The following is an 18,425-nucleotide window of genomic DNA, read 5'->3' as shown; positions in this document are numbered from 1 at the left end:
CGGTGTGCCTGGTGTACCGAGCTGATGCCATCGCAGGCAAGCCAGCTCCCACATCGACCGCGCTCAGCTTTAGATTTGCGCTGCTTTCAACAACGCTTAAACAAGGAATTGCCCCATGGCCTGGATGCCACCGCTGCACATTCTGCTGTCTCCGATCACCGCCGACACTGGCGCGACGATCCAGCAGATTCAACTCAAGCCGCTGTTCTACGCCGCGCAAAAGGCTGCGCTGGCCCGGGCCGGTGATGACGAGGACGACCAGTTTTTTGAACTGGCGAAACTCGCCACCGGCCTGTCGGAAAAAGAACTCGATCAGCTCAAGCGCCCGGACTACGTGAGCATTGCTCAGTACGTGCACGAAATGTCGACGCGTCCAGCGTCGTTCTTCCTCGGCGAACGCGATGAACCGTCGCAGCATGAACAGGTGCACCTGCTGCTGCCCCTCGATGCCGCCGGCCGCAGCCTGACCGCACTGAGTCTGGAAATGCCTGCCCTGCGCGCTACCAAGGCCATGAAGAAACTCGCCACCAACAAAGAACGCGCCGAATTCATTACCGCTCATTGCACCGGCCTGATGATTCCGGACCTGGCCGGTCTGACCGTTCCTGACTGGACGGAACTGCAGGAGCGCATCGACGATTTTTTAAACAAACCGGCGGACTTCTTTCGGAGCGCGACATCGAAGTGATCCTCGATGTGGTGCCACTGATTTACTCGGTCAATGAGGCGGAGATCCTCGACTGGGACGCCGGAAAAGCATTGCGCCGCTACGACATCGCGATCACTCGCCTTGGCGTCAAACAGGAGTAGAGCGGTATGGCAGGCAATAACCATGCAAGCCCGTCAGCCATCGCCACGGAAGGCGAGCTGACGCTGGGCTCACGTGACACCGCAGTGGCGCAAGCCAGTATCAAACCCATTGCGTCAACACTCGCCGGGCCCTCGGGCGTGATGCCGGTAGAGGCCGCGAGCCTGGGGTTGGCCCTGGCGACTGCCAGCCTTGAGATCAATCTCCTTACGGCGGGGCAGGATCGGCTGGTGAATACCCTCGAGCTGTTCAACGCCTCACTGCTCAAGATGATGGACGCCCGGCAAGTTGAAGTCAGCGAAGGCGCAGGTACTGCAAAAGCTGCAGCCCCCGCTGAGGCGCGCAAACCCTCGCAGGCACTGGATGCCGCGATGACTGACCTGGATCAGTTGTTGATGTTTGTCGGCCGCCAGCGCAAACAACTGCGCGAAACCAACTTGGCCATGGCGTCGGAACCGATGGTAGCGGCGAGCGGTGCAAGCGCCGTGGACCTGGCACAGGTCGAGTATGTGGCCGCCCGGTCCGGCATCGGCAGCGACCGCAAGGATGCCTCGGGCAATATCGACCGCGCGGCTCGTCAGGACGACCTGACCCAGTTCGCCCGCGACGCAGCCATCATGGCGACGGCCTTCAAGGTCGACGTCAAAAATGCCGGCGACATGATGGGCGGCTGGCGCGAGTCGATGAAAATCGACCGCGAGCAAACCCGGGACCTGGCTGACGCGACCAATGTGTTGGGCACCCACGTTTCGCTCAAGGCAGAAGCGGCGGATATCGGCGCTATTGTGCAGCGCGCAGGGGGGACGGCCACCGCCGCGGGCATGAGCCCCGAGCAGGCAGCGGCGCTTTCGGCGGCATTGCTCAGTGCCGGCAACAGCAAGAGTGCAGCCGGTGTCGGGCTGGAGAAAATCAGCAGCACCCTGGCCAAAGGCGACGGCGCTTCTGAAAGCCAGCGCAACGCGTGGGCGGCGCTCAAGCTTGATCCCACGTTGCTCGCTGGCGGGATGCAGCAGGATGCGCCCCAGACCCTGCTCACGGTGCTTGAAGCGCTCAAGGCGCAACCGGCTGAGAAACAAGCGGCGTTGGCCACTCAATTGTTCGATGGCAACCAGTCGATTCTGAGCCTGGTGCCCGCCATCGATACGGTAAAGCAGGCGTTTACGCTGGTGGCCGACAAGTCGGTGTACGCGACGTCGGCACTTGGCGAACAAGGCTCGGTCCTGCGTTCGGCAGCGGTTCGCGCAGACTCCACACAGGCACGTCGTCAAGCCTTCGAGGCCAGCACCACGCGTCTGGATACCGCCAAGGATGCCGCGCTGGCGCCGATCGTGGACACCTCGTTGACCGCGATGACCGGGCTGGTGACGGGCGTGGGCTGGTTGGCCGAGGCGCTGCCCAAGACCACGGCCGCTGTAACGCTGGCTGGCGCGGCGCTGGGGCCGGTGTTTTCTGGTGTGTTCGATGCGGTGAAGGACAAGGTGTTCGAGAAGGTCGCCGGCAAGATTCTCGGAGGCGGCGATACCACACCAGGCAAGGTGAGCGCGCCAGCCAGCCAGAACACACCCAAAGGCAACGAAACGCCGCGCGGTGATCGCTCCGCAGACAAGCCTTCACGAACTGCGAGAGCCAGTAAGGTCGCGCGAAGAGGCTCCCTTGGCGTGGTGCTGGCGGGTGCTGGCATTGACCTTGTCCAGGGCGCGATGTCGGGGAACCTGGGTAAAGCTGTCGGTACCACGGTAGGGTCAGTCGGCGGCGGTGTTGCCGGTGGCTTTGCTGGCGAATTTGCGGGCATGGCCGTTGGCCGCGCGCTCGGCACGCTCGCCGGGGCGGCGATCGGCTCGGTGGTGCCGGGGGCTGGCACAGTGCTGGGCGGGGTCATGGGCGGTGTCGCTGGCGGTGCCATCGGCAAAGTGGTCGGCGGCGCGCTGGGTACGTTTGCCGGCAGTGATATCGGCGCCTGGCTGAGTGAAAAACTGATGGGCTCCGATGACCGTCTGCCATCACCTGGCGAGACCAGCAAAAACCTCAGTAGCGCTCAAGCCGACAACCGCCAAGTCAACTTCGCGCCGCAAATCACCATCAACGCACCCGAGCAGGCCAACCCACAACAACTGGCCGCGATCGTGGTGCAACAGATCGAGGCGCAATTCTCGCCGCTGTCGATGGACAGCCTGCTGGCGACGCGACGTGACTCGGCCCTGACCGATACAGGAGTGGTGTGATGCGACAACAAATGGCGTTGGGCCCGTTTATTTTCGGGCTGTCCCGTGGGTTCGCCTACGACACCCTGGACCGTTTGAGCAGTGGGGGTTGGGGCAGCCTGGATATCGTTTCCGGCAAGCCCAAATCCACCCAAGTTGGCCAGGCGCTCGAAACGCTGTCATTCGGCGGCAAGGCTGCACGCGCGCTGGGCATGGCGCGGATGGACGAATTGCGTGCGCTGCAAGCCCAGCGTGTGCCGTTGCCGCTGGTCGATGGCGTAGGCCTGAACTGGGGGCTGTGGACCATCAAATCGGTGGACGAAAAACAGTCCAGTGTGATCGATGACGGCACGGCCATGGTGGTCAATTGGGTGTTGGTACTGGAGGAGTTCGTCAATGCGTAAGGTTCGAAGTATTGCCGGTGACTCGGTCAACCTGTTGCTCTATCGCGAGCTCGGTCGCTGTGATGATGCCGCCGAAGAGGTGCTGTGGCGCTTGAACCCGCAGTTGGCCGAACAGGGCTCGGTATTGCCGGCAGGCGTCAATGTGATTGTGCCTGAGCTGGATACCCAGCCCGTGGCCAGGCAGCCGGTTACGGCCTGGGATTAAGGAGCAACCATGACACTTGGATTTACACCCGTGGTGGAGATTTACGGTGCCAATGCCGCGCTCCTCAATGAGCGGCTATTGGAGTGGGAGCATACCGACATGGCCGGGTTTACGTCCGACCAGCTCAAGCTGACACTCGACATCGAGGGCCTTGAAGGGCTGCCCAGCCTGGGCGGGCGTATCGGCCTGCGCATCGGGTATCGGGAGTCGGGCCTGGTGGACAAGGGCCGCTTCAAAATCACCCAGCGCACACCGTCACTGTTCCCGCTGCGTCTGGTGCTGGTGGCGACGGCGGCGCCCTTTGATGAGCCCGAATTCAAGAAGCGGCGCACCGCCAGTCACGGGCCGATCAGCCTGGGTGCGCTGTTTCGCCAATTGACCACGCGCTACGGTTTTTCACCGCGCGTGGCGCCTGATCTGGAAGGCGAGCATATCCCGCACATCGACCAGACCAATGAAAGTGACATGGCGTTTCTCACGCGTCTGGCCAATCGCTTCGATGCCGTGGCCAAGCCTGTCGACGAGCTGTACGTGCTGGGCCGCAAAGGGCAGACAAAATCGCTGTCGGGCAAGGTCTTGCCGGTCGTGCCGTTGTCGATCACCCGCGACAATCGTCCGGGTGATCGCGCGTTTATCACCGCCAGCTTTACCCAAACCAGTCGCGCTACTTACCTGGGCGCACAAACGTCCTGGTGGGACGCGGCAGCCGGTAAACAACGGGTGGTGCAGGTGGGCATCGCGCCGTTCAAGGTGGTGACGCAGCGTTACCAGAACGAGGCTGAAGCCAGAACCGCTGCCGAGGGCGAGATGCGCCGAGTGGGGCGCGAAGGGATGCAGGTCAATGTGATCTGCCCCGGAAACCCCTTGTTCGGCGCTGAAGGCCTGTTGCTGCTGGACGAGTCGTGGCCCGACTTTATGCGCGGCCGTTGGTCGATCAAGACGGTGACCTCCAGTGGCAAGCGCAGCGAGAGTTATCGATGCACGATCATGGCCAACGGTTTATCCGCGGCCGAGTGAGGACCCATGGCTATAACGCTTTCTCAACTGGTTCAAATCCTGCCCGGAGCCCGCCCTGTTGCGGGCCTTTTTTTGTCCGCATTGAACACTGCAATGTCCAGGTTCGAGATCGGCCAAACCAAGCGCATCGCTGCGTTCCTCGCGCAAGTCGGCCACGAATCTGGTGAGCTGCGCTACGTGCGCGAGTTGGGCAGCGACCAATACCTCAGCAAATACGACACCGGCATCTTGGCCGCACGCCTGGGCAACACCCCCGAAGCGGACGGCGATGGCCAGAAGTATCGGGGCCGGGGACTGATCCAGATTACGGGTCGGCGCAATTACCTAGCGTGCAGCCAGGCGCTGTTTGGCGACGATCGCCTGCTGCGCCAGCCCGAGTTGCTGGAGCAGCCGCAGTGGGCGTGTGAATCTGCGGCGTGGTTCTGGCAAAGCAACGGTTTGAATGAGCTGGCCGACAAGGACCAGTTCACCACCATCACCCGACGCATCAACGGTGGGTTGAGCGGGCTGGAGCACCGTCTGCAATTGTGGGCCCGGGCGAAGGCGGTGTTGTGCGCTTCTTAGGCGGGTTACGGCTGATCGGCGTGTGTTTGCTGGTGGTTGCGGTTTGGCAGGTGCAGGCGTGGCGATATGGTACGCAGCTTGAGCAGCAGGCGGATCTAAACGCTCATGCGGCCTCGCTTCGACAGCAGGCAGAGCAGAAAAAACGGCTGGCGCTGGAGCAGCAACTCAGTGCCAGCGACCGACAACATGCCCAGGAATTGATTGATGCCCAGCGTAATCAAGCTGCTCTGCGCGACCGCCTGGCCACTGCTGATGTGCGGTTGTCAGTCCTTCTCGACGCCACCGACCGTACCCTCGGCTGCCCAATGCCAGCCGCCACCACTTCCGGCGGCGTGGTTCATGCAGCCCCGCGAGCCCGACTTGACCCGGCGCATGCTCAACGAATTATCGCCATCACCGACGACGGCGATAACGCCCTGATCGCCTTACGTGCCTGCCAAGCGTACGTGCGCGCCGTCGGGCGTTAGCATCTTGATCCAGTCTGTTGCTTGCGCGTGCGATTTGCTCCTGTAGGGTAGGCAAATCCCCCGCCTACTTCTGGAGTCGACCGTGAAGGAAATCACTCAACTGGCCGCTGAACTGGGTCGCCGTTTGCAGGTGCTCAATGCCCACGTCACCACTGCCGAGTCGTGCACCGGCGGCGGTATTGCCGAAGCGATTACGCGGATTCCGGGCAGTTCGGCCTGGTTTGAGGCGGGATATGTCACCTATTCCAACCGGCAGAAGACCCGGCAGTTGGGCGTACCGGAGAAACTGTTCGGCAAAGTCGGCGCTGTCAGCCAGGAAGTGGTGGAGGCGATGGTCCGCGGTGCACAGGAAAAAAGCCTGTCGCGCTTTGCCGTGGCGGTCAGTGGTGTCGCCGGGCCTGACGGCGGTTCGCCGGACAAGCCGGTCGGCACCGTCTGGCTGGCGTTTGGGGTTGGCGAAGAGGTGACGGCCGAGCTTGCGCACTTCCCCGGCAACCGCGACGAGGTCCGCCGACAAACGGTAAAAGCCGCGCTTGAGGGCTTGTTGCGACGAGCTGCACTAGAAATAGAAAAACAGGGGTAGGCGATCTTCGATCTTTGTGGAACAATACTGTCTACTTATACAGGTGTTGGCCGTCAGGCCTTATTGATTACGTGAGGACTTTAATGGACGACAACAAGAAGAAAGCCTTGGCTGCGGCCCTGGGTCAGATCGAACGTCAATTCGGCAAGGGTGCCGTAATGCGTATGGGCGATCACGACCGTCAGGCGATCCCGGCTATTTCCACTGGCTCTCTGGGTCTGGACATCGCGCTCGGCATTGGCGGCCTGCCAAAAGGCCGTATCGTCGAAATCTACGGTCCTGAATCTTCCGGTAAAACCACTCTGACTCTGTCGGTGATTGCCCAGGCGCAAAAAATGGGCGCCACCTGCGCGTTCGTCGACGCCGAGCACGCCCTCGATCCTGAATACGCCGGCAAACTGGGCGTCAACGTAGACGACCTGCTCGTTTCCCAGCCGGACACCGGTGAGCAAGCCCTGGAAATCACCGACATGCTGGTGCGCTCCAACGCCATCGACGTGATCGTGGTCGACTCCGTGGCAGCCCTGGTACCGAAAGCTGAAATTGAAGGCGAAATGGGCGACATGCACGTGGGCCTGCAAGCCCGCCTGATGTCCCAGGCGCTGCGTAAAATCACCGGTAACATCAAGAACGCCAACTGCCTGGTGATCTTCATCAACCAGATCCGTATGAAGATCGGCGTGATGTTCGGCAGCCCGGAAACCACCACCGGTGGTAACGCGTTGAAGTTCTACGCTTCGGTCCGTCTGGACATCCGTCGTACTGGCGCGGTGAAGGAAGGTGACGAGGTTGTCGGCAGCGAAACCCGCGTTAAAGTCGTGAAGAACAAAGTGGCTCCACCTTTCCGTCAGGCTGAGTTCCAGATTCTCTACGGCAAGGGTATCTACCTGAACGGCGAGATGATCGACCTGGGCGTGTTGCACGGTTTCGTCGAGAAATCCGGCGCCTGGTATGCCTACAACGGCAGCAAGATCGGTCAGGGCAAGGCCAACTCGGCCAAGTTCCTGGCAGACAACCCGGATATCGCCGCCACGCTCGAGAAGCAGATTCGCGACAAGCTGCTGACCGCAGCGCCAGACGTGAAAGCTGCTGCCAATCGTGAGCCGGTTGAGGAAGTCGAAGAAGCTGACACTGACATCTGAAGCAAACGATGACTGTTGTACTGGATACACTCGTCGCCGTTCGGCGCACTGCGATGGACCTGCTCGCTCGACGCGAGCATGGTCGAGTCGAGCTGATGCGTAAACTGCGTCAGCGCGGTGCAGAGCCCGAGATGATCGAAACTGCCCTCGACCGCTTAACGGAAGAAGGGCTTCTGTCGGAAGCGCGTTACCTGGAAAGCTTTGTCTCCTACCGCGCGCGCTCCGGCTATGGCCCGGCGCGAATTCGCGAAGAGCTGAGCCAGCGCGGTCTGCAACGCGCTGATATCGACCTCGCCCTGCGTGAGTGCGGTATCAGTTGGCAGTCGCAGTTGGAAGATACCTGGCGCCGCAAGTTTGCCGGCCATCTTCCGATTGATGCCAGGGAGCGTGCTAAGCAAGGTCGCTTCCTGAGTTATCGCGGGTTTTCGATGGATATGATCAGCCGCCTGTTGAGCGGCCGAGACATGGAAGACTGAGCTTTCAAGCTGCTGAAATTTAGAATCCAGGCGCTGGCTTGACTGCGATGTGGACGCTTCGGTTTCCCAGTAGGATCGCGATGATGCCATCGCAGGCAAGCCAGCTCCCACATCGAATCTGCTGCATCTGATCGAACTCGGTAAATTAAAAAGGCCCACTATGAAAATAGTGGGCCTTTTTTTTTGCCTTCAAAAAATCATGCTGGCTCGGGCGTTACTCGCTGCTGCGCTTTCCCCTGAGCCTGTGCCCAGTTTTCCGGCAGGTTGATGTAATCCACCAACTCTCGCAGTCGACCTTGATCGCGGCCATTGAAGTTGAACACCAAGCGCGTCAAATGGCTGAACCTCGGCTCATCGTGTTCCTCGCCGGTATAGGCAAGCTGCTGGAACTCACCACTCAGCCGCAGGCTGGCAAACTCGCTTTGCAAATGAGCCAGCGCCCGTTCACTGAGTGGATGGTTCATGCGCACCACAAACTCACGCTTCAACCAGCGCGTGGAATGAAAGTTGGCATAGAACTGGTTGATTTCGTCCACGGCTTCTTCAGCACTGTGTACCAGTCGGACCAGCTTGAGGTCGGTGGGCAGGATATAGCGATTGGCTTCCAGCTGGCTGCGGATAAAGTCCAAAGCGCCTTGCCAAAAGCCGCCGCCCGGAGCATCCAGCAGTACCACTGGCACCAGTGGGCTTTTGCCGGTCTGGATCAGGGTGAGCACTTCAAGCGCTTCATCCAGGGTGCCGAACCCGCCCGGGCACAACACCAGCGCATCGGCTTCCTTGACGAAAAACAGCTTGCGGGTAAAGAAGAAGTGGAAGGACAGCAGGTTCTCAGTGCCGTCGATGGTCGGGTTGGCGTGCTGCTCAAACGGCAGGGTAATGTTGAACCCCAGGCTGTGTTCCAGGCCGGCGCCTTCGTGGGCTGCCGCCATGATGCCGCCGCCACCGCCGGTGATCACCATCAGGTCCGATTGCGCCAGCTGGGCGCCGACTTCCCGGGCCAGGGCGTACAACGGGCTTTCAACCGGTGTGCGTGCCGAGCCGAACACGGTCACCTTGCGGCGGTCCTTGAACTGTTCGAGCACGCGGAAGGCATTGTCCAGCTCGCGGATCGCCTGCAAGGTGATTTTGGCGTTCCAACGGTTGCGATCGTCCTGGGCCATGCGCAGAACGGTGAGGATCATGTCGCGATAAAGGGGAATGTTCGGGCTGCTGGGCGCGACCAGCTGGAGTTGCGCGTCGACCTGCTGAGTGAGGTCGGTCCCGTGTTCTTCAAAATGACGGAGCAGACGGTCATTCGATTCGTAAGGCATTCAACTTCTCCTTCTTCACAGAACCTGGGCCCTCGGCGAGGTATTCGTCCGCGGCCACGACACTGCATGTGTCGCTGCACGCCAGGGGCATTGCACGGTATGCACCGAGCGGCGAAGCGGGCTCTGTATGTTCCTTGTGATTTGGAAACCTTTGCACTGCAAGTCGCAGGAGGGCAACCCTCTTTTGCCCTGAAAATGTTACAGAACGGCGTGGAAAATGCGCGGGGCAGGCGGTCGGGATGACTTGATCATGAGCCGAAAAACCCTTGGCTGGCAACCGGTTATTGGCCGCACATCAAGCAGTTTAGTCGTCGGCAAGCATAGGCAGCGAGGGAAGTGCGCGCCACAGGACAGCAGCGCGCGATGGTCGAGCAATCGTTACTTTTTCTTCTTCGCTGCGGCAGGTGCCGGGCAATCGGCTTCGACGAACTTGACCGACGCCACCGGGCGGTTGGTCTTGTTCTCGGAGATGTCATAGCGCATCACGGCACCCTTGGCCATCAACTCGCGGTAACCCTTGTTCAGGCACACGCTTTGACCCAGCTGGAAATACACGGCCTTGGGGTTGGCGCGCATCTGTTCGGCACGGTCAGGCTGCACGCTGAGGTGATCGATCAGCTGCATGCCTTCAACGGTGTAGGCTACTTCCAGGGTTTTTTCATCGATTTCCCGGGGCAGGTCCTTGTTGCTTTCGGCCGCGACGCTTTGCAGCTTCCTGTTCATTTGGGCCTCCAGCAGCGAGGCCGCGTGGGCGCCCATGGGCAATACCAGCGCGAGGGCGACGGATGGGGCAACAAGACGCAGCATGGAACGCAGCATGAAAATCTCCTGATTCGGTTACTGGTGCATAGACCAGCCACTGCGCTGTGCGTTCAGTGGCGCGCAATTATAGGTGAGCGCCTGCCACTACAGCCAGGCGTATCGCTCAGAAGTGCCGGCGGCTCTGGTAAACTGCCGCCACTTAAGCCTGTCTCGAGTTCCCCCAGTGTCGATTTTGCCTTCTACGGGTTGCACCCGATGAGCCATGCCGTTTCCCGCTTGCGTACCCAGCGGCTGGCGCGGGCCGTGCGCCCGTTCCTCAACCGAGGTTCGCGCGCCGAACGTTGCCCCGGCTGCCGGGTGATTCCCGAATATTGCCTGTGTGCCTGGCGGCCGCAGGTAGAGGCGCGTTCGGCGATGTGCCTGCTGATGCACGATGTGGAGCCGATGAAGCCGAGCAACACAGGCTGGCTGATTGCCGATGTGATTGACGACACCACCGCGTTCGCCTGGTCGCGCACCGAGGTCGATCCCGCGTTGCTGACCCTGCTGGCCGACCCGCAGTGGCAACCCTACATCGTGTTTCCCGGCGAATTCGTCGCGCCAGAGCGGGTTGTCAGTGAGGTGAAGGTGGAGGAGGGCAAGCGCCCGTTGTTCATCCTGCTGGATGGTACCTGGAGTGAAGCGCGCAAGATGTTCCGCAAGAGCCCCTACCTTGAGCACTTGCCCGTGTTGAGCCTGGCGCCTGAACAGCTGTCGCGCTACAAGCTGCGCCGCTCCAAGCGGGATGATCATTTTTGCACCGCCGAAGTCGCGGCGCTGTGCCTGGAGCTGGCCAGCGATCAGGCGGCCAGTGAAGTGCTGGATGCTTACCTTGACGTATTCAGCACCCATTACCTGGCGGCCAAGTTCCTGTTGCCGCTGGACCCGTCGGACAGCGTTCATGCGCGCCTCTCGCCCCACGTCCCGGCGGTATGACCAGACGACGTTTGCATGATGGCACTGTAAACCTGCAACTCGCTAAAATGCCCACGGGCGTAGTGCTTGACCCCCCAGGCTACGCTGGGCATGCTGGGCGCCGATTGGAGCGTAACCGTGAATTTTCAGCGTCGTTGCAGGTGTTTTTGACGCTGAGCCTGCCCTTGGCGGTGGCTGCCTGGCCGTTGCCTTGTGTACTGGCGAACCCTGAACCCGTCAGGGCTGCCATAAAAAACAGGATCATTTAATCAATGGCCACATACGAAATCCTGATAGCCGATGACCACCCGCTGTTTCGCAGTGCGCTGCATCAGGCGGTAACCCTGGGCCTTGGCCCGGACGTGCGACTGGTTGAAGTGGCCAGCATTGCCGAGCTGGAAGCACGACTCACCGAAAAATCCGACTGGGACCTGGTGCTGCTCGACCTGAACATGCCCGGCGCCTACGGTTTTTCCGGGCTGGTGCTGTTACGCGGGCAATACCCGCAGATCCCGGTGGTGATGGTTTCGGCCCAGGAAGAAGCTGACGTGGTGGTGCGCTCCAAGGAGTTTGGCGCCAGCGGTTTCATTCCCAAGTCCAGTTCAATGGAAGCGATCCAGAAAGCCGTGCGTACCGTGCTTGACGGCGATGTGTCCTGGCCGCCGCAAGCGTTTGAAGAAATCAACGTGTCCGACGAAGCCAAGGCCGCCCGTGATGGCCTCGCCAGCCTGACGCCCCAGCAATTTCGGGTGTTGACCATGGTCTGCGAAGGCTTGCTGAACAAGCAGATTGCTTACGAATTGAGCGTGTCGGAAGCGACCATCAAGGCCCATGTGACGGCGATTTTTCGCAAGCTGGGCGTGCGCACGCGTACTCAGGCGGCGCTGCTCTTGCAACAACTTGAGTCAATTTCGCAGCACTAAGACATTGCCGATTCACGCTTTTTTGACTTTGCGTGATCTAGTTTCCCCACTACTTTGGTTCAGTTGCCTACATCTATGTCGCCTTTCAAGGGTCAAACCGGTATCAAACGTATCTTCAACGCAGGGGGCTATTCCCTGGATGGCCTGCGTGCGGCTTTCACTGGCGAGGCGGCATTCCGTCAGTTGGTGCTGCTCAACGTGATCCTGATTCCGCTGAGCTTTTTCCTACACGTCAGCCGGGTCGAGCGAGCCTTGCTCATCGCGGTGTGCCTGCTGGCCCTGATCGTCGAACTGCTCAACTCCGCGGTGGAAGCGGCCATCGACCGGATTTCCCTCGACCTGCACCCGCTGTCGAAAAACGCCAAGGACATGGGCAGCGCCGCGCAATTCGTGGCGCTGACCATGATTACCCTGGTGTGGGCCGTGATTCTGATCTAAAGCATCAGGCGATGCTCGGCAGCACGATCTCGTCGCTGCGCTGAACCCCGGCGGTGAAGGCGCGGCACAGTTCCAGAAACTCGCGCATTGCCGAGGTCTGGTACTTCTGTTTATGCCAGATGAAGTAAAACTGCCGGGCCAGGTCCAGGTCCGGGGTTTCCACCGGCACCAGGCTGCCACGGCGGAACGCATCGCGCAGCGCCAGCCGGGAAATGCAGCCAATCCCCAAGCCCGATTCCACCGCGCGTTTGATCGCCTCGGTGTGTTCCAGCTCCAGACGGATATTCAGCGCGCTGCGATGATGTCGCATCGCCTGGTCAAAGGTCAGCCGCGTGCCGGAGCCTTGTTCGCGCAGGATCCAGGCTTCATGGGTCAACTCTTCCATGGTCGCCACGCCGCGTTTGGCCAAGTGATGCTGCGGCGCGCAAAACACCACCAGCTCATCTTCCACCCAGGTCTGCACTTCGATGTCCGGGTGGCTGCAGTCGCCTTCGATTAGACCCAGGTCAATTTCGTAGTGCGCTACCTGATGCACGATATGCGCAGTGTTCTGCACATGCAGCTTCACCTGGCTCTCGGGGTGCTGCTGCATGAAGCTGCCGATCAACAGCGTGGCCAGGTAATTGCCGATGGTCAGGGTGGCGCCAACCGCCAGGGAGCCAAAGCCCGACTTGCCGTTGAGCAGGTCTTCGATCTCCTTGGCCTGGTCCAGCAGTGCCACCGCCTGCGGCAACAGCTGATGGCCGAGGGCATTGAGGCTCAGGCGTTTGCCCGCGCGGTCGAATAATTGGCAGCTGGATTGACGCTCCAGCTCGGTGATCGAGGTGCTGGCGGCGGATTGAGATAAGGCCAGAAGGCCAGCAGCGCGTGAGACGCTTTCCTGCTGGGCGACGGCGACGAAAACTTGCAGTTGACGGAGAGTAAATCGCATATCGATATAACCGATAACCCTTATCTTAATAATCCAGTTAACAGATATTGTCGCCGCCATTAGAATGCTGTGCAATTGCGCACCTCAATCTTGGCGCAGACCCATTTCCAGGAGTCCCCCGTACATGAGCAACATGAACCACGAGCGTGTCCTCAGTGTTCATCACTGGAACGACACTCTGTTCAGCTTCAAGTGCACCCGCGATCCGGGCCTGCGCTTCGAGAACGGTCAGTTCGTGATGATCGGCCTGCAACAGCCAAATGGCCGCCCGCTCATGCGCGCTTACTCCATTGCCAGCCCGAACTGGGAAGAGCATCTGGAGTTCTTCAGCATCAAGGTGCCCGATGGCCCGCTGACTTCCCAATTGCAGCACTTGAAGGAAGGCGACGAGATCATCATCAGCAAAAAACCGACAGGCACCCTGGTGCTTGACGATTTGAAGCCGGGCAAACACCTGTACCTGCTCAGCACCGGTACTGGCCTCGCGCCGTTCATGAGCGTGATCCAGGACCCGGAAACCTACGAGCGTTTCGAAAAGGTGATCCTGTGCCACGGCGTGCGTTACGTCAACGAAGTCGCCTACCGCGAATTCATCACCGAGCACCTGCCGCAGAACGAATTCTTCGGCGAGGCCCTGCGTGACAAGTTGATCTACTACCCGACCGTGACCCGCGAGCCATTCGAAAACGAAGGCCGCCTGACTGACCTGATGCGCAGTGGCAAGCTGTTCAGCGACATCGGCCTGCCACCGATCAACCCTGAAGACGACCGCGCCATGCTGTGCGGCAGCCCAAGCATGTTGGACGAAACCAGCGAAGTGTTGAACAGCTTCGGCCTGAAAGTTTCGCCACGTATGCGTGAGCCGGGTGATTACTTGATCGAGCGTGCGTTCGTCGAGAAGTAAAACAGTCAGGGCAACAAAGAAGATCTAAATGTGGGAGGGGGCTTGCCCCCGATGGCGCCAAGTCAGTCAACAGAGATGTTGAATGTACCACCGCTATCGGGGGCAAGCCCCCTCCCACATTTTTTCCGGTTTATCCAGCAGCAAGCACTTCCAGTACACAGATGAGGCCCGCCTCTGGATAGTGCCAGCGCACATCCACATCCCAGAACTGCGCGCCATATTCGCGCTCCGGCCCCGGCGTTTGATATGCCGGTCGTGGATCCTGCGCCAAACACTGCTCGATCAACGCCACCAAGGGCTCGTCAAGGCGCTCAGCATGGCCTTGTGCCTGGAACAGGGCAGTCTTCAGCCACTGCACCGGAATTAGCGGCGGTGCGCTGCTGGCGATGCTGTTGGTGGCGCCCTCGATAATGTCGGCATACGGCACATACGGCTTGATATCCAACACGGGCGTGCCATCGAGCAGATCAATCCCGGAAATCCACAGTCGGCCGGGTTCGACCTTGTCCAGCTTCACCACCGACTGGCCAATGCCGTTCGGGCGGTGCGTTGCACGGGTGGCGAACACACCCATGGACGTGTTGCCGCCCAGGCGCGGCGGGCGCACTTTGAGGCGCGGCTTGTCTTCCAGGGCCTGGTGGAACAGAAACAGCAACCAGACATGGCTGACCTGCTCCAGGCCCTGCACGGCCTCACCCCCGTCGAACGGCGCCACCAGTTCCAGCACGCCGCGGGCGGCAGGCGCCAGTTGCGGTTGGCGTGGGATGGCGAACTTCTCCTTGAAGCAGGAGCGCACGAAGCCGACGGGGGAGACGTTGTAGCTCATGGTTTACGCACGAACCCGCAGCGTCAGGCCCTTGAGGAAGTTACGCAGCAACTGGTCGCCACACGTGCGGTAGTTGGTGTGGCCAAACTTGCGGAACAGCGCGCTCAGCTCAGGCTTGGACACCGGGAACTCGGCGGCCTTGAGGATCGCGTGCATGTCGTCTTCCTTCAGTTCGAAGGCCACGCGCAGCTTCTTGAGGATGATGTTGTTGGTCACCGGGGTTTCGATCGGCTGCGGCGGACGGCTTTCGTCCTTGCCGCGCTTGAAAATCACCAGGCCGTCAAGGAAGTGCGCCATGACGTCGTCCGGGCAGAACACAAAACCTTCTTCCTCATCTTTCTTGAGGTAGGTCAGCAGGTCCTCCTTGGTCACGTCCATGCCGCCGAGCTTGATGATCTCGACCATCTTGTTGTCGCTGATGTCGAGCATGTAGCGCACGCTGCGCAGTACGTCGTTGTGAATCATGGTGGGCAATCCTGGTATTCAACTGAGGACACCGCCTACTCAGGCGGCGTCGAGAAAGGGGCAGCGGCTTAGAACTTCTCTTTGCCGGACAGGTAACGCCATTGGCCGACCGGCACTTTGCCGATGGACACGCCGCCAATGCGGATGCGGCGGATGGCGATGACTTTCAAGCCAACGGCTTCGCAGAACAGCGCGATCACGCCCGGCTGCGGGTTTTTCATCGCAAAGCGCAGGCGGTTTTCGTTCTGCCAGCTGGCTTTCACGGCGGGCAGCTCTTTGCCTTTGTAAGTCAGGCCGTGGTTCAGGCGATTGAGGCCGTGGGCGACCATGTCGCCTTCAACCTCCACCACGTATTCCTGCTCGATCTTGGCGGCATCGGCGGTCAACTTGCGCAGAATCTTCCAGTCCTGGGTGAATACCAGCAGGCCGCTGGCCTTGGCTTGCAGGTCGGCACTGGCGGTCAGGCGCAGGAAGTGGCCCTTGAGCGGGCGTTTGCTGAAGCGGTGTTCTTCGGACAGGGTTTCGGCGCTGATCGAGGCCATCGCCGTTTCCGCGTCCACGCCAGCCGGCGCGTGCAGCAGAATGGTCACCGGCTCCGGTGCAGTGGCTTTGGCCTCTGGGTCCAGCTCGACCTTCTGGGTGGTGACCTTGAACTGCGGTTCGTCGATCACTTCGCCGTCCACCGAGACCCAGCCGCCTTCGATAAACAGCTCAGCCTCCCGACGGGAGCAACCGACCAGTTCGATAAGGCGTTTGGAGAGGCGTATGGGGTCAGTCATGACAAGGGCCGTAGCAAAATGGGGCAGCTATTGTACCTGCCTGGCGCGGGTTAATCCCGGCTCCATTTCAGCGCAGGGGCTTTATTGGTCAATACACGGTTCAAAATGTGGGAGCTGGCTTGCTCGCGAAGGCGGTGTATCAGCCAAGGTGTGCTGATGGGGCCACCGCGTTCGCAGGCAAGCCGGCTCCCGCATTTTATTCTGTGTTGCGTCAGCCTCTGCGCAGTTGCTGCTGGCGCAAACGCATGTGCAGCAACGGATACGGCTGGCCCAGCCCGTCATGCTCCGCCCGTCCGATCACCTCAAAGCCCTGCTTGAAGTAAAAGCCCAGGGCCTGCGGGTTCTGTTCGTTGACGTCCAGCGTGTCGGCGTTCATGTGCTCGATCGCATAACGCAGCAGTTGCCGGCCAAGGCCCTGGCCACGGTGCTGCGGGTCGATAAACAGCATTTCGACCTTGCCTGACGCCACGCCGGCGAACCCGGTGATGCGTTGGCGCGCGTCCTTGGTGCAGATCAGCATCACCGAGTCGAGGTAGCGCGTCAGCACCAGCTCCTTGAGCAACACGATGTAGCTGTCCGGCAAAAAGTCGTGGGTCGCCCGCACCGAGTCTTCCCACAGTTGCGCCAGGTGCGCGAAGTCGCTGAGTTTGGGTGTATGAATTGCCGAAAGCTGACGCATGCCCGCTGCCCCTTGCCTGTTTCTACGCCAATGGGCAAACGATAGACCTAAAAAAGCCCCGCATCTTGTCCAGAGGCGGGGCTTTTAAGGTTTTTTTGATCAGTCGCGCTTGACGGCCCACAGGTCGTATTCGTCGGCGTCGGTCACGGTGCACCAGACCTTGTCGCCCGGCTTCAGGCCGCTGGCATCGTCGATAAACACGTTACCGTCGATTTCCGGCGCATCGAAGAAGCAACGGCCTACCGCGCCTTGCTCGTCGACTTCGTCGATCAGCACTTCGATTTCCCGGCCGATGCGCAGTTGCAGACGTGCCGAGCTGATGGCCTGCTGGTGCGCCATGAAGCGCTCCCAACGGTCTTGCTTGACCTCATCCGGTACGATGGCAGCGTCCAGCAAATTGGCGGGGGCGCCTTCGACCGGCGAGTACTGGAAGCAGCCGACGCGGTCCAGCTGCGCTTCGGTCAGCCAGTCCAGCAGGTACTGGAAGTCTTCTTCGGTTTCGCCGGGGAAGCCGACGATGAAGGTCGAGCGGATGATCAGCTCCGGGCAGATCTCGCGCCAGTTCTTGATGCGCGCCAGGGTCTTGTCTTCAAAGGCCGGGCGTTTCATGGCCTTGAGGATTTTCGGGCTGGCGTGCTGGAACGGGATGTCCAGGTACGGCAGGATCTTGCCGGCGGCCATCAACGGGATCAGTTCGTCCACGTGCGGGTACGGGTAAACGTAGTGCAGGCGCACCCATACGCCCAGGCTGCTCAAGGCTTCGCAGAGTTCGGTCATGCGGGTTTTCACCGGCGCGCCGTTCCAGAAACCGGTGCGGTATTTCACGTCAACGCCGTAGGCGCTGGTGTCTTGGGAAATCACCAACAGCTCTTTGACGCCGGATTTGACCAGGCGCTGAGCCTCGTCCAGCACATCACCGACCGGGCGGCTGACCAGCTTGCCGCGCATCGACGGGATGATGCAGAAGCTGCAGCTGTGGTTGCAGCCTTCGGAAATCTTCAGGTAGGCGTAGTGGCGCGGGGTCAGCTTGATGCCTTGCGGCGGCACCAGGTCGATCAGCGGGTTGTGGTCCTGACGCGGCGGCACCACGTCGTGCACGGCGTTGACCACCTGCTCGTACTGCTGCGGGCCGGTCACGGCCAGCACGCTTGGGTGCACGTTGCGGATAGCGCCTTCTTCCACGCCCATGCAGCCGGTGACGATGACCTTGCCGTTTTCCTTGATGGCTTCGCCGATCACTTCCAGCGACTCAGCCTTGGCCGAGTCGATGAAGCCGCAGGTGTTGACCACCACCACGTCGGCGTCCTGATACGTGGACACGACGTCATAGCCTTCCATGCGCAGTTGCGTAAGGATGCGCTCGGAGTCGACCAGAGCCTTCGGGCAACCCAGGGATACAAAGCCGACCTTGGGGTTGGCTTTTGCGATGGTGGTGGACATGTCTAACCTCGGTATTGAATGGCGCCGCCAGTCGGGCACGACACGGCGGTAGACGGGCGCTTGGTGCGCCTCTGATCAAAAAGTGCGCAATTCTAGCGACGGGCAACGCACTTGACCAGCTTTATGCGGGGAAATGCGACGAGTGCT

23 protein-coding genes are annotated in these 18,425 nt (G+C 60.6%); 15 read left to right on the top strand and 8 right to left on the bottom strand.

Going from position 1 to position 18,425, the window contains the following annotated elements; translation table 11 throughout:
* Positions 1–115 precede the first annotated feature (115 nt).
* The 11 genes from L8K08_RS03695 to recX all read left to right on the top strand — a co-directional run bounded on the left by L8K08_RS03695 (position 116) and on the right by recX (position 7,867).
* On the top strand, positions 116–688 hold the full coding sequence (locus tag L8K08_RS03695; RefSeq protein WP_145161622.1) for a phage tail assembly protein: 573 nt from the start codon (positions 116–118) through the stop codon (positions 686–688).
* On the top strand, positions 685–810 hold the full coding sequence (locus L8K08_RS30245) for a hypothetical protein (protein WP_017844653.1): 126 nt from the start codon (positions 685–687) through the stop codon (positions 808–810). Before L8K08_RS03695 ends, L8K08_RS30245 begins: the two co-directional genes overlap by 4 nt.
* A 6-nt stretch (positions 811–816) precedes the next feature.
* Entirely contained in the window at positions 817–3,030 is a 2,214-nt protein-coding gene (locus tag L8K08_RS03690; protein ID WP_242194370.1) for a phage tail tape measure protein, read from the top strand.
* Positions 3,030–3,413, top strand: a complete 384-nt coding sequence (locus L8K08_RS03685; RefSeq protein ID WP_242194367.1) for a phage tail protein — start codon at positions 3,030–3,032, stop codon at positions 3,411–3,413. The genes L8K08_RS03690 and L8K08_RS03685 overlap by 1 nt, the downstream gene beginning before the upstream one ends.
* Complete coding sequence (locus L8K08_RS03680; RefSeq protein WP_242194365.1) at positions 3,406–3,618, top strand: tail protein X; 213 nt, start codon at positions 3,406–3,408, stop codon at positions 3,616–3,618. The genes L8K08_RS03685 and L8K08_RS03680 overlap by 8 nt, the downstream gene beginning before the upstream one ends.
* Positions 3,619–3,627: 9 nt before the next feature.
* Entirely contained in the window at positions 3,628–4,635 is a 1,008-nt protein-coding gene (locus L8K08_RS03675; RefSeq protein WP_106577238.1) for a contractile injection system protein, VgrG/Pvc8 family, read from the top strand.
* Positions 4,636–4,641: 6 nt separating this feature from the next.
* Complete coding sequence (locus L8K08_RS03670; RefSeq protein ID WP_242194364.1) at positions 4,642–5,199, top strand: glycoside hydrolase family 19 protein; 558 nt, start codon at positions 4,642–4,644, stop codon at positions 5,197–5,199.
* Positions 5,187–5,666 (top strand): lysis system i-spanin subunit Rz, encoded by a 480-nt coding sequence (locus L8K08_RS03665; protein WP_242194362.1) that lies wholly within the window; start codon positions 5,187–5,189, stop codon positions 5,664–5,666. The genes L8K08_RS03670 and L8K08_RS03665 overlap by 13 nt, the downstream gene beginning before the upstream one ends.
* 82 nt (positions 5,667–5,748) lie before the next feature.
* Complete coding sequence (locus tag L8K08_RS03660; protein WP_106577235.1) at positions 5,749–6,249, top strand: CinA family protein; 501 nt, start codon at positions 5,749–5,751, stop codon at positions 6,247–6,249.
* Between the two features lie 83 nt (positions 6,250–6,332).
* A complete protein-coding gene (recA, locus tag L8K08_RS03655) occupies positions 6,333–7,391 on the top strand; it encodes a recombinase RecA (protein ID WP_003189042.1) in 1,059 nt (352 codons plus the stop codon).
* 8 nt (positions 7,392–7,399) lie between these two features.
* Positions 7,400–7,867 carry a recombination regulator RecX gene (gene recX, locus L8K08_RS03650; protein WP_242194359.1) on the top strand — a complete coding sequence of 156 codons (468 nt, stop codon included), beginning with the start codon at positions 7,400–7,402 and terminating at the stop codon, positions 7,865–7,867.
* A 197-nt stretch (positions 7,868–8,064) separates the two neighbouring features.
* On the opposite strand, the gene L8K08_RS03645 is transcribed toward recX, so the two are convergent.
* Positions 8,065–9,177: a TIGR00730 family Rossman fold protein gene (locus L8K08_RS03645; RefSeq protein ID WP_145161636.1), complete on the bottom strand. Its 1,113-nt coding sequence runs from the start codon at positions 9,175–9,177 to the stop codon at positions 8,065–8,067.
* Positions 9,178–9,555: 378 nt separating this feature from the next.
* On the bottom strand, positions 9,556–9,996 hold the full coding sequence (locus tag L8K08_RS03640; RefSeq protein ID WP_106577233.1) for a PA3611 family quorum-sensing-regulated virulence factor: 441 nt from the start codon (positions 9,994–9,996) through the stop codon (positions 9,556–9,558).
* Between the two features lie 198 nt (positions 9,997–10,194).
* Here L8K08_RS03640 and L8K08_RS03635 point away from each other — a divergent pair, with 198 nt between their 5' ends.
* From L8K08_RS03635 to L8K08_RS03625, 3 genes are all read left to right on the top strand, one after another.
* Positions 10,195–10,914 (top strand): tRNA-uridine aminocarboxypropyltransferase, encoded by a 720-nt coding sequence (locus tag L8K08_RS03635; protein WP_242194356.1) that lies wholly within the window; start codon positions 10,195–10,197, stop codon positions 10,912–10,914.
* 251 nt (positions 10,915–11,165) lie between these two features.
* A complete protein-coding gene (erdR, locus tag L8K08_RS03630; RefSeq protein ID WP_106577231.1) occupies positions 11,166–11,816 on the top strand; it encodes a response regulator transcription factor ErdR in 651 nt (216 codons plus the stop codon).
* A gap of 75 nt (positions 11,817–11,891) precedes the next feature.
* Positions 11,892–12,254, top strand: coding sequence for a diacylglycerol kinase (locus L8K08_RS03625; RefSeq protein WP_094949927.1), 363 nt, complete (start codon positions 11,892–11,894; stop codon positions 12,252–12,254).
* A gap of 4 nt (positions 12,255–12,258) precedes the next feature.
* Here the strand turns inward: L8K08_RS03625 and L8K08_RS03620 are convergent, their stop codons facing one another.
* The gene (locus L8K08_RS03620) at positions 12,259–13,185 is read right to left on the bottom strand and encodes a LysR family transcriptional regulator (RefSeq protein WP_169368331.1); all 927 of its coding nucleotides are present in this window, start codon (positions 13,183–13,185) and stop codon (positions 12,259–12,261) included.
* Positions 13,186–13,309: 124 nt separating this feature from the next.
* Between L8K08_RS03620 and fpr the strand changes: the two genes are divergently transcribed.
* A complete protein-coding gene (fpr, locus tag L8K08_RS03615) occupies positions 13,310–14,089 on the top strand; it encodes a ferredoxin-NADP reductase (RefSeq protein ID WP_003189055.1) in 780 nt (259 codons plus the stop codon).
* Positions 14,090–14,219: 130 nt separating this feature from the next.
* Here fpr and tsaA read toward each other — a convergent pair whose 3' ends face one another.
* The 5 genes from tsaA to rimO all read right to left on the bottom strand — a co-directional run bounded on the left by tsaA (position 14,220) and on the right by rimO (position 18,266).
* Complete coding sequence (gene tsaA / locus L8K08_RS03610; RefSeq protein ID WP_242194354.1) at positions 14,220–14,915, bottom strand: tRNA (N6-threonylcarbamoyladenosine(37)-N6)-methyltransferase TrmO; 696 nt, start codon at positions 14,913–14,915, stop codon at positions 14,220–14,222.
* A gap of 3 nt (positions 14,916–14,918) precedes the next feature.
* Complete coding sequence (locus L8K08_RS03605; protein WP_003189058.1) at positions 14,919–15,380, bottom strand: DUF1456 family protein; 462 nt, start codon at positions 15,378–15,380, stop codon at positions 14,919–14,921.
* Positions 15,381–15,448: 68 nt separating this feature from the next.
* Positions 15,449–16,159, bottom strand: coding sequence for an rRNA pseudouridine synthase (locus L8K08_RS03600; RefSeq protein WP_242194352.1), 711 nt, complete (start codon positions 16,157–16,159; stop codon positions 15,449–15,451).
* Positions 16,160–16,370: 211 nt separating this feature from the next.
* On the bottom strand, positions 16,371–16,838 hold the full coding sequence (locus tag L8K08_RS03595) for a GNAT family N-acetyltransferase (RefSeq protein ID WP_106577228.1): 468 nt from the start codon (positions 16,836–16,838) through the stop codon (positions 16,371–16,373).
* Positions 16,839–16,937: 99 nt separating this feature from the next.
* Entirely contained in the window at positions 16,938–18,266 is a 1,329-nt protein-coding gene (gene rimO, locus L8K08_RS03590) for a 30S ribosomal protein S12 methylthiotransferase RimO (RefSeq protein ID WP_177410084.1), read from the bottom strand.
* Positions 18,267–18,425 lie beyond the last annotated feature (159 nt).

The sequence above is a fragment of the Pseudomonas sp. TREG-RG-20F-10-E-6-01 genome (genome assembly GCF_022662455.1).
Taxonomy (GTDB): domain Bacteria; phylum Pseudomonadota; class Gammaproteobacteria; order Pseudomonadales; family Pseudomonadaceae; genus Aquipseudomonas.
The sequence above is the reverse complement of the archived record's forward strand: the minus strand, read 5'-3'. Positions and strand labels throughout refer to the sequence as shown.

What these genes read in the sequence shown, in the direction of transcription:
- L8K08_RS03695 (WP_145161622.1), top strand. Translation starts at nt 116, where the DNA reads ATGGCCTGGATGCCACCGCTGCACATTCTGCTGTCTCCGATCACCGCC.
- L8K08_RS03690 (WP_242194370.1), top strand. Translation starts at nt 817, where the DNA reads ATGGCAGGCAATAACCATGCAAGCCCGTCAGCCATCGCCACGGAAGGC.
- L8K08_RS03685 (WP_242194367.1), top strand. Translation starts at nt 3,030, where the DNA reads ATGCGACAACAAATGGCGTTGGGCCCGTTTATTTTCGGGCTGTCCCGT.
- L8K08_RS03680 (WP_242194365.1), top strand. Translation starts at nt 3,406, where the DNA reads ATGCGTAAGGTTCGAAGTATTGCCGGTGACTCGGTCAACCTGTTGCTC.
- L8K08_RS03675 (WP_106577238.1), top strand. Translation starts at nt 3,628, where the DNA reads ATGACACTTGGATTTACACCCGTGGTGGAGATTTACGGTGCCAATGCC.
- L8K08_RS03670 (WP_242194364.1), top strand. Translation starts at nt 4,642, where the DNA reads ATGGCTATAACGCTTTCTCAACTGGTTCAAATCCTGCCCGGAGCCCGC.
- recA (WP_003189042.1), top strand. Translation starts at nt 6,333, where the DNA reads ATGGACGACAACAAGAAGAAAGCCTTGGCTGCGGCCCTGGGTCAGATC.
- recX (WP_242194359.1), top strand. Translation starts at nt 7,400, where the DNA reads ATGACTGTTGTACTGGATACACTCGTCGCCGTTCGGCGCACTGCGATG.
- L8K08_RS03645 (WP_145161636.1), bottom strand. Translation starts at nt 9,177, where the DNA reads ATGCCTTACGAATCGAATGACCGTCTGCTCCGTCATTTTGAAGAACAC.
- L8K08_RS03640 (WP_106577233.1), bottom strand. Translation starts at nt 9,996, where the DNA reads ATGCTGCGTTCCATGCTGCGTCTTGTTGCCCCATCCGTCGCCCTCGCG.
- L8K08_RS03635 (WP_242194356.1), top strand. Translation starts at nt 10,195, where the DNA reads ATGAGCCATGCCGTTTCCCGCTTGCGTACCCAGCGGCTGGCGCGGGCC.
- erdR (WP_106577231.1), top strand. Translation starts at nt 11,166, where the DNA reads ATGGCCACATACGAAATCCTGATAGCCGATGACCACCCGCTGTTTCGC.
- L8K08_RS03625 (WP_094949927.1), top strand. Translation starts at nt 11,892, where the DNA reads ATGTCGCCTTTCAAGGGTCAAACCGGTATCAAACGTATCTTCAACGCA.
- L8K08_RS03620 (WP_169368331.1), bottom strand. Translation starts at nt 13,185, where the DNA reads ATGCGATTTACTCTCCGTCAACTGCAAGTTTTCGTCGCCGTCGCCCAG.
- fpr (WP_003189055.1), top strand. Translation starts at nt 13,310, where the DNA reads ATGAGCAACATGAACCACGAGCGTGTCCTCAGTGTTCATCACTGGAAC.
- tsaA (WP_242194354.1), bottom strand. Translation starts at nt 14,915, where the DNA reads ATGAGCTACAACGTCTCCCCCGTCGGCTTCGTGCGCTCCTGCTTCAAG.
- L8K08_RS03605 (WP_003189058.1), bottom strand. Translation starts at nt 15,380, where the DNA reads ATGATTCACAACGACGTACTGCGCAGCGTGCGCTACATGCTCGACATC.
- L8K08_RS03600 (WP_242194352.1), bottom strand. Translation starts at nt 16,159, where the DNA reads ATGACTGACCCCATACGCCTCTCCAAACGCCTTATCGAACTGGTCGGT.
- L8K08_RS03595 (WP_106577228.1), bottom strand. Translation starts at nt 16,838, where the DNA reads ATGCGTCAGCTTTCGGCAATTCATACACCCAAACTCAGCGACTTCGCG.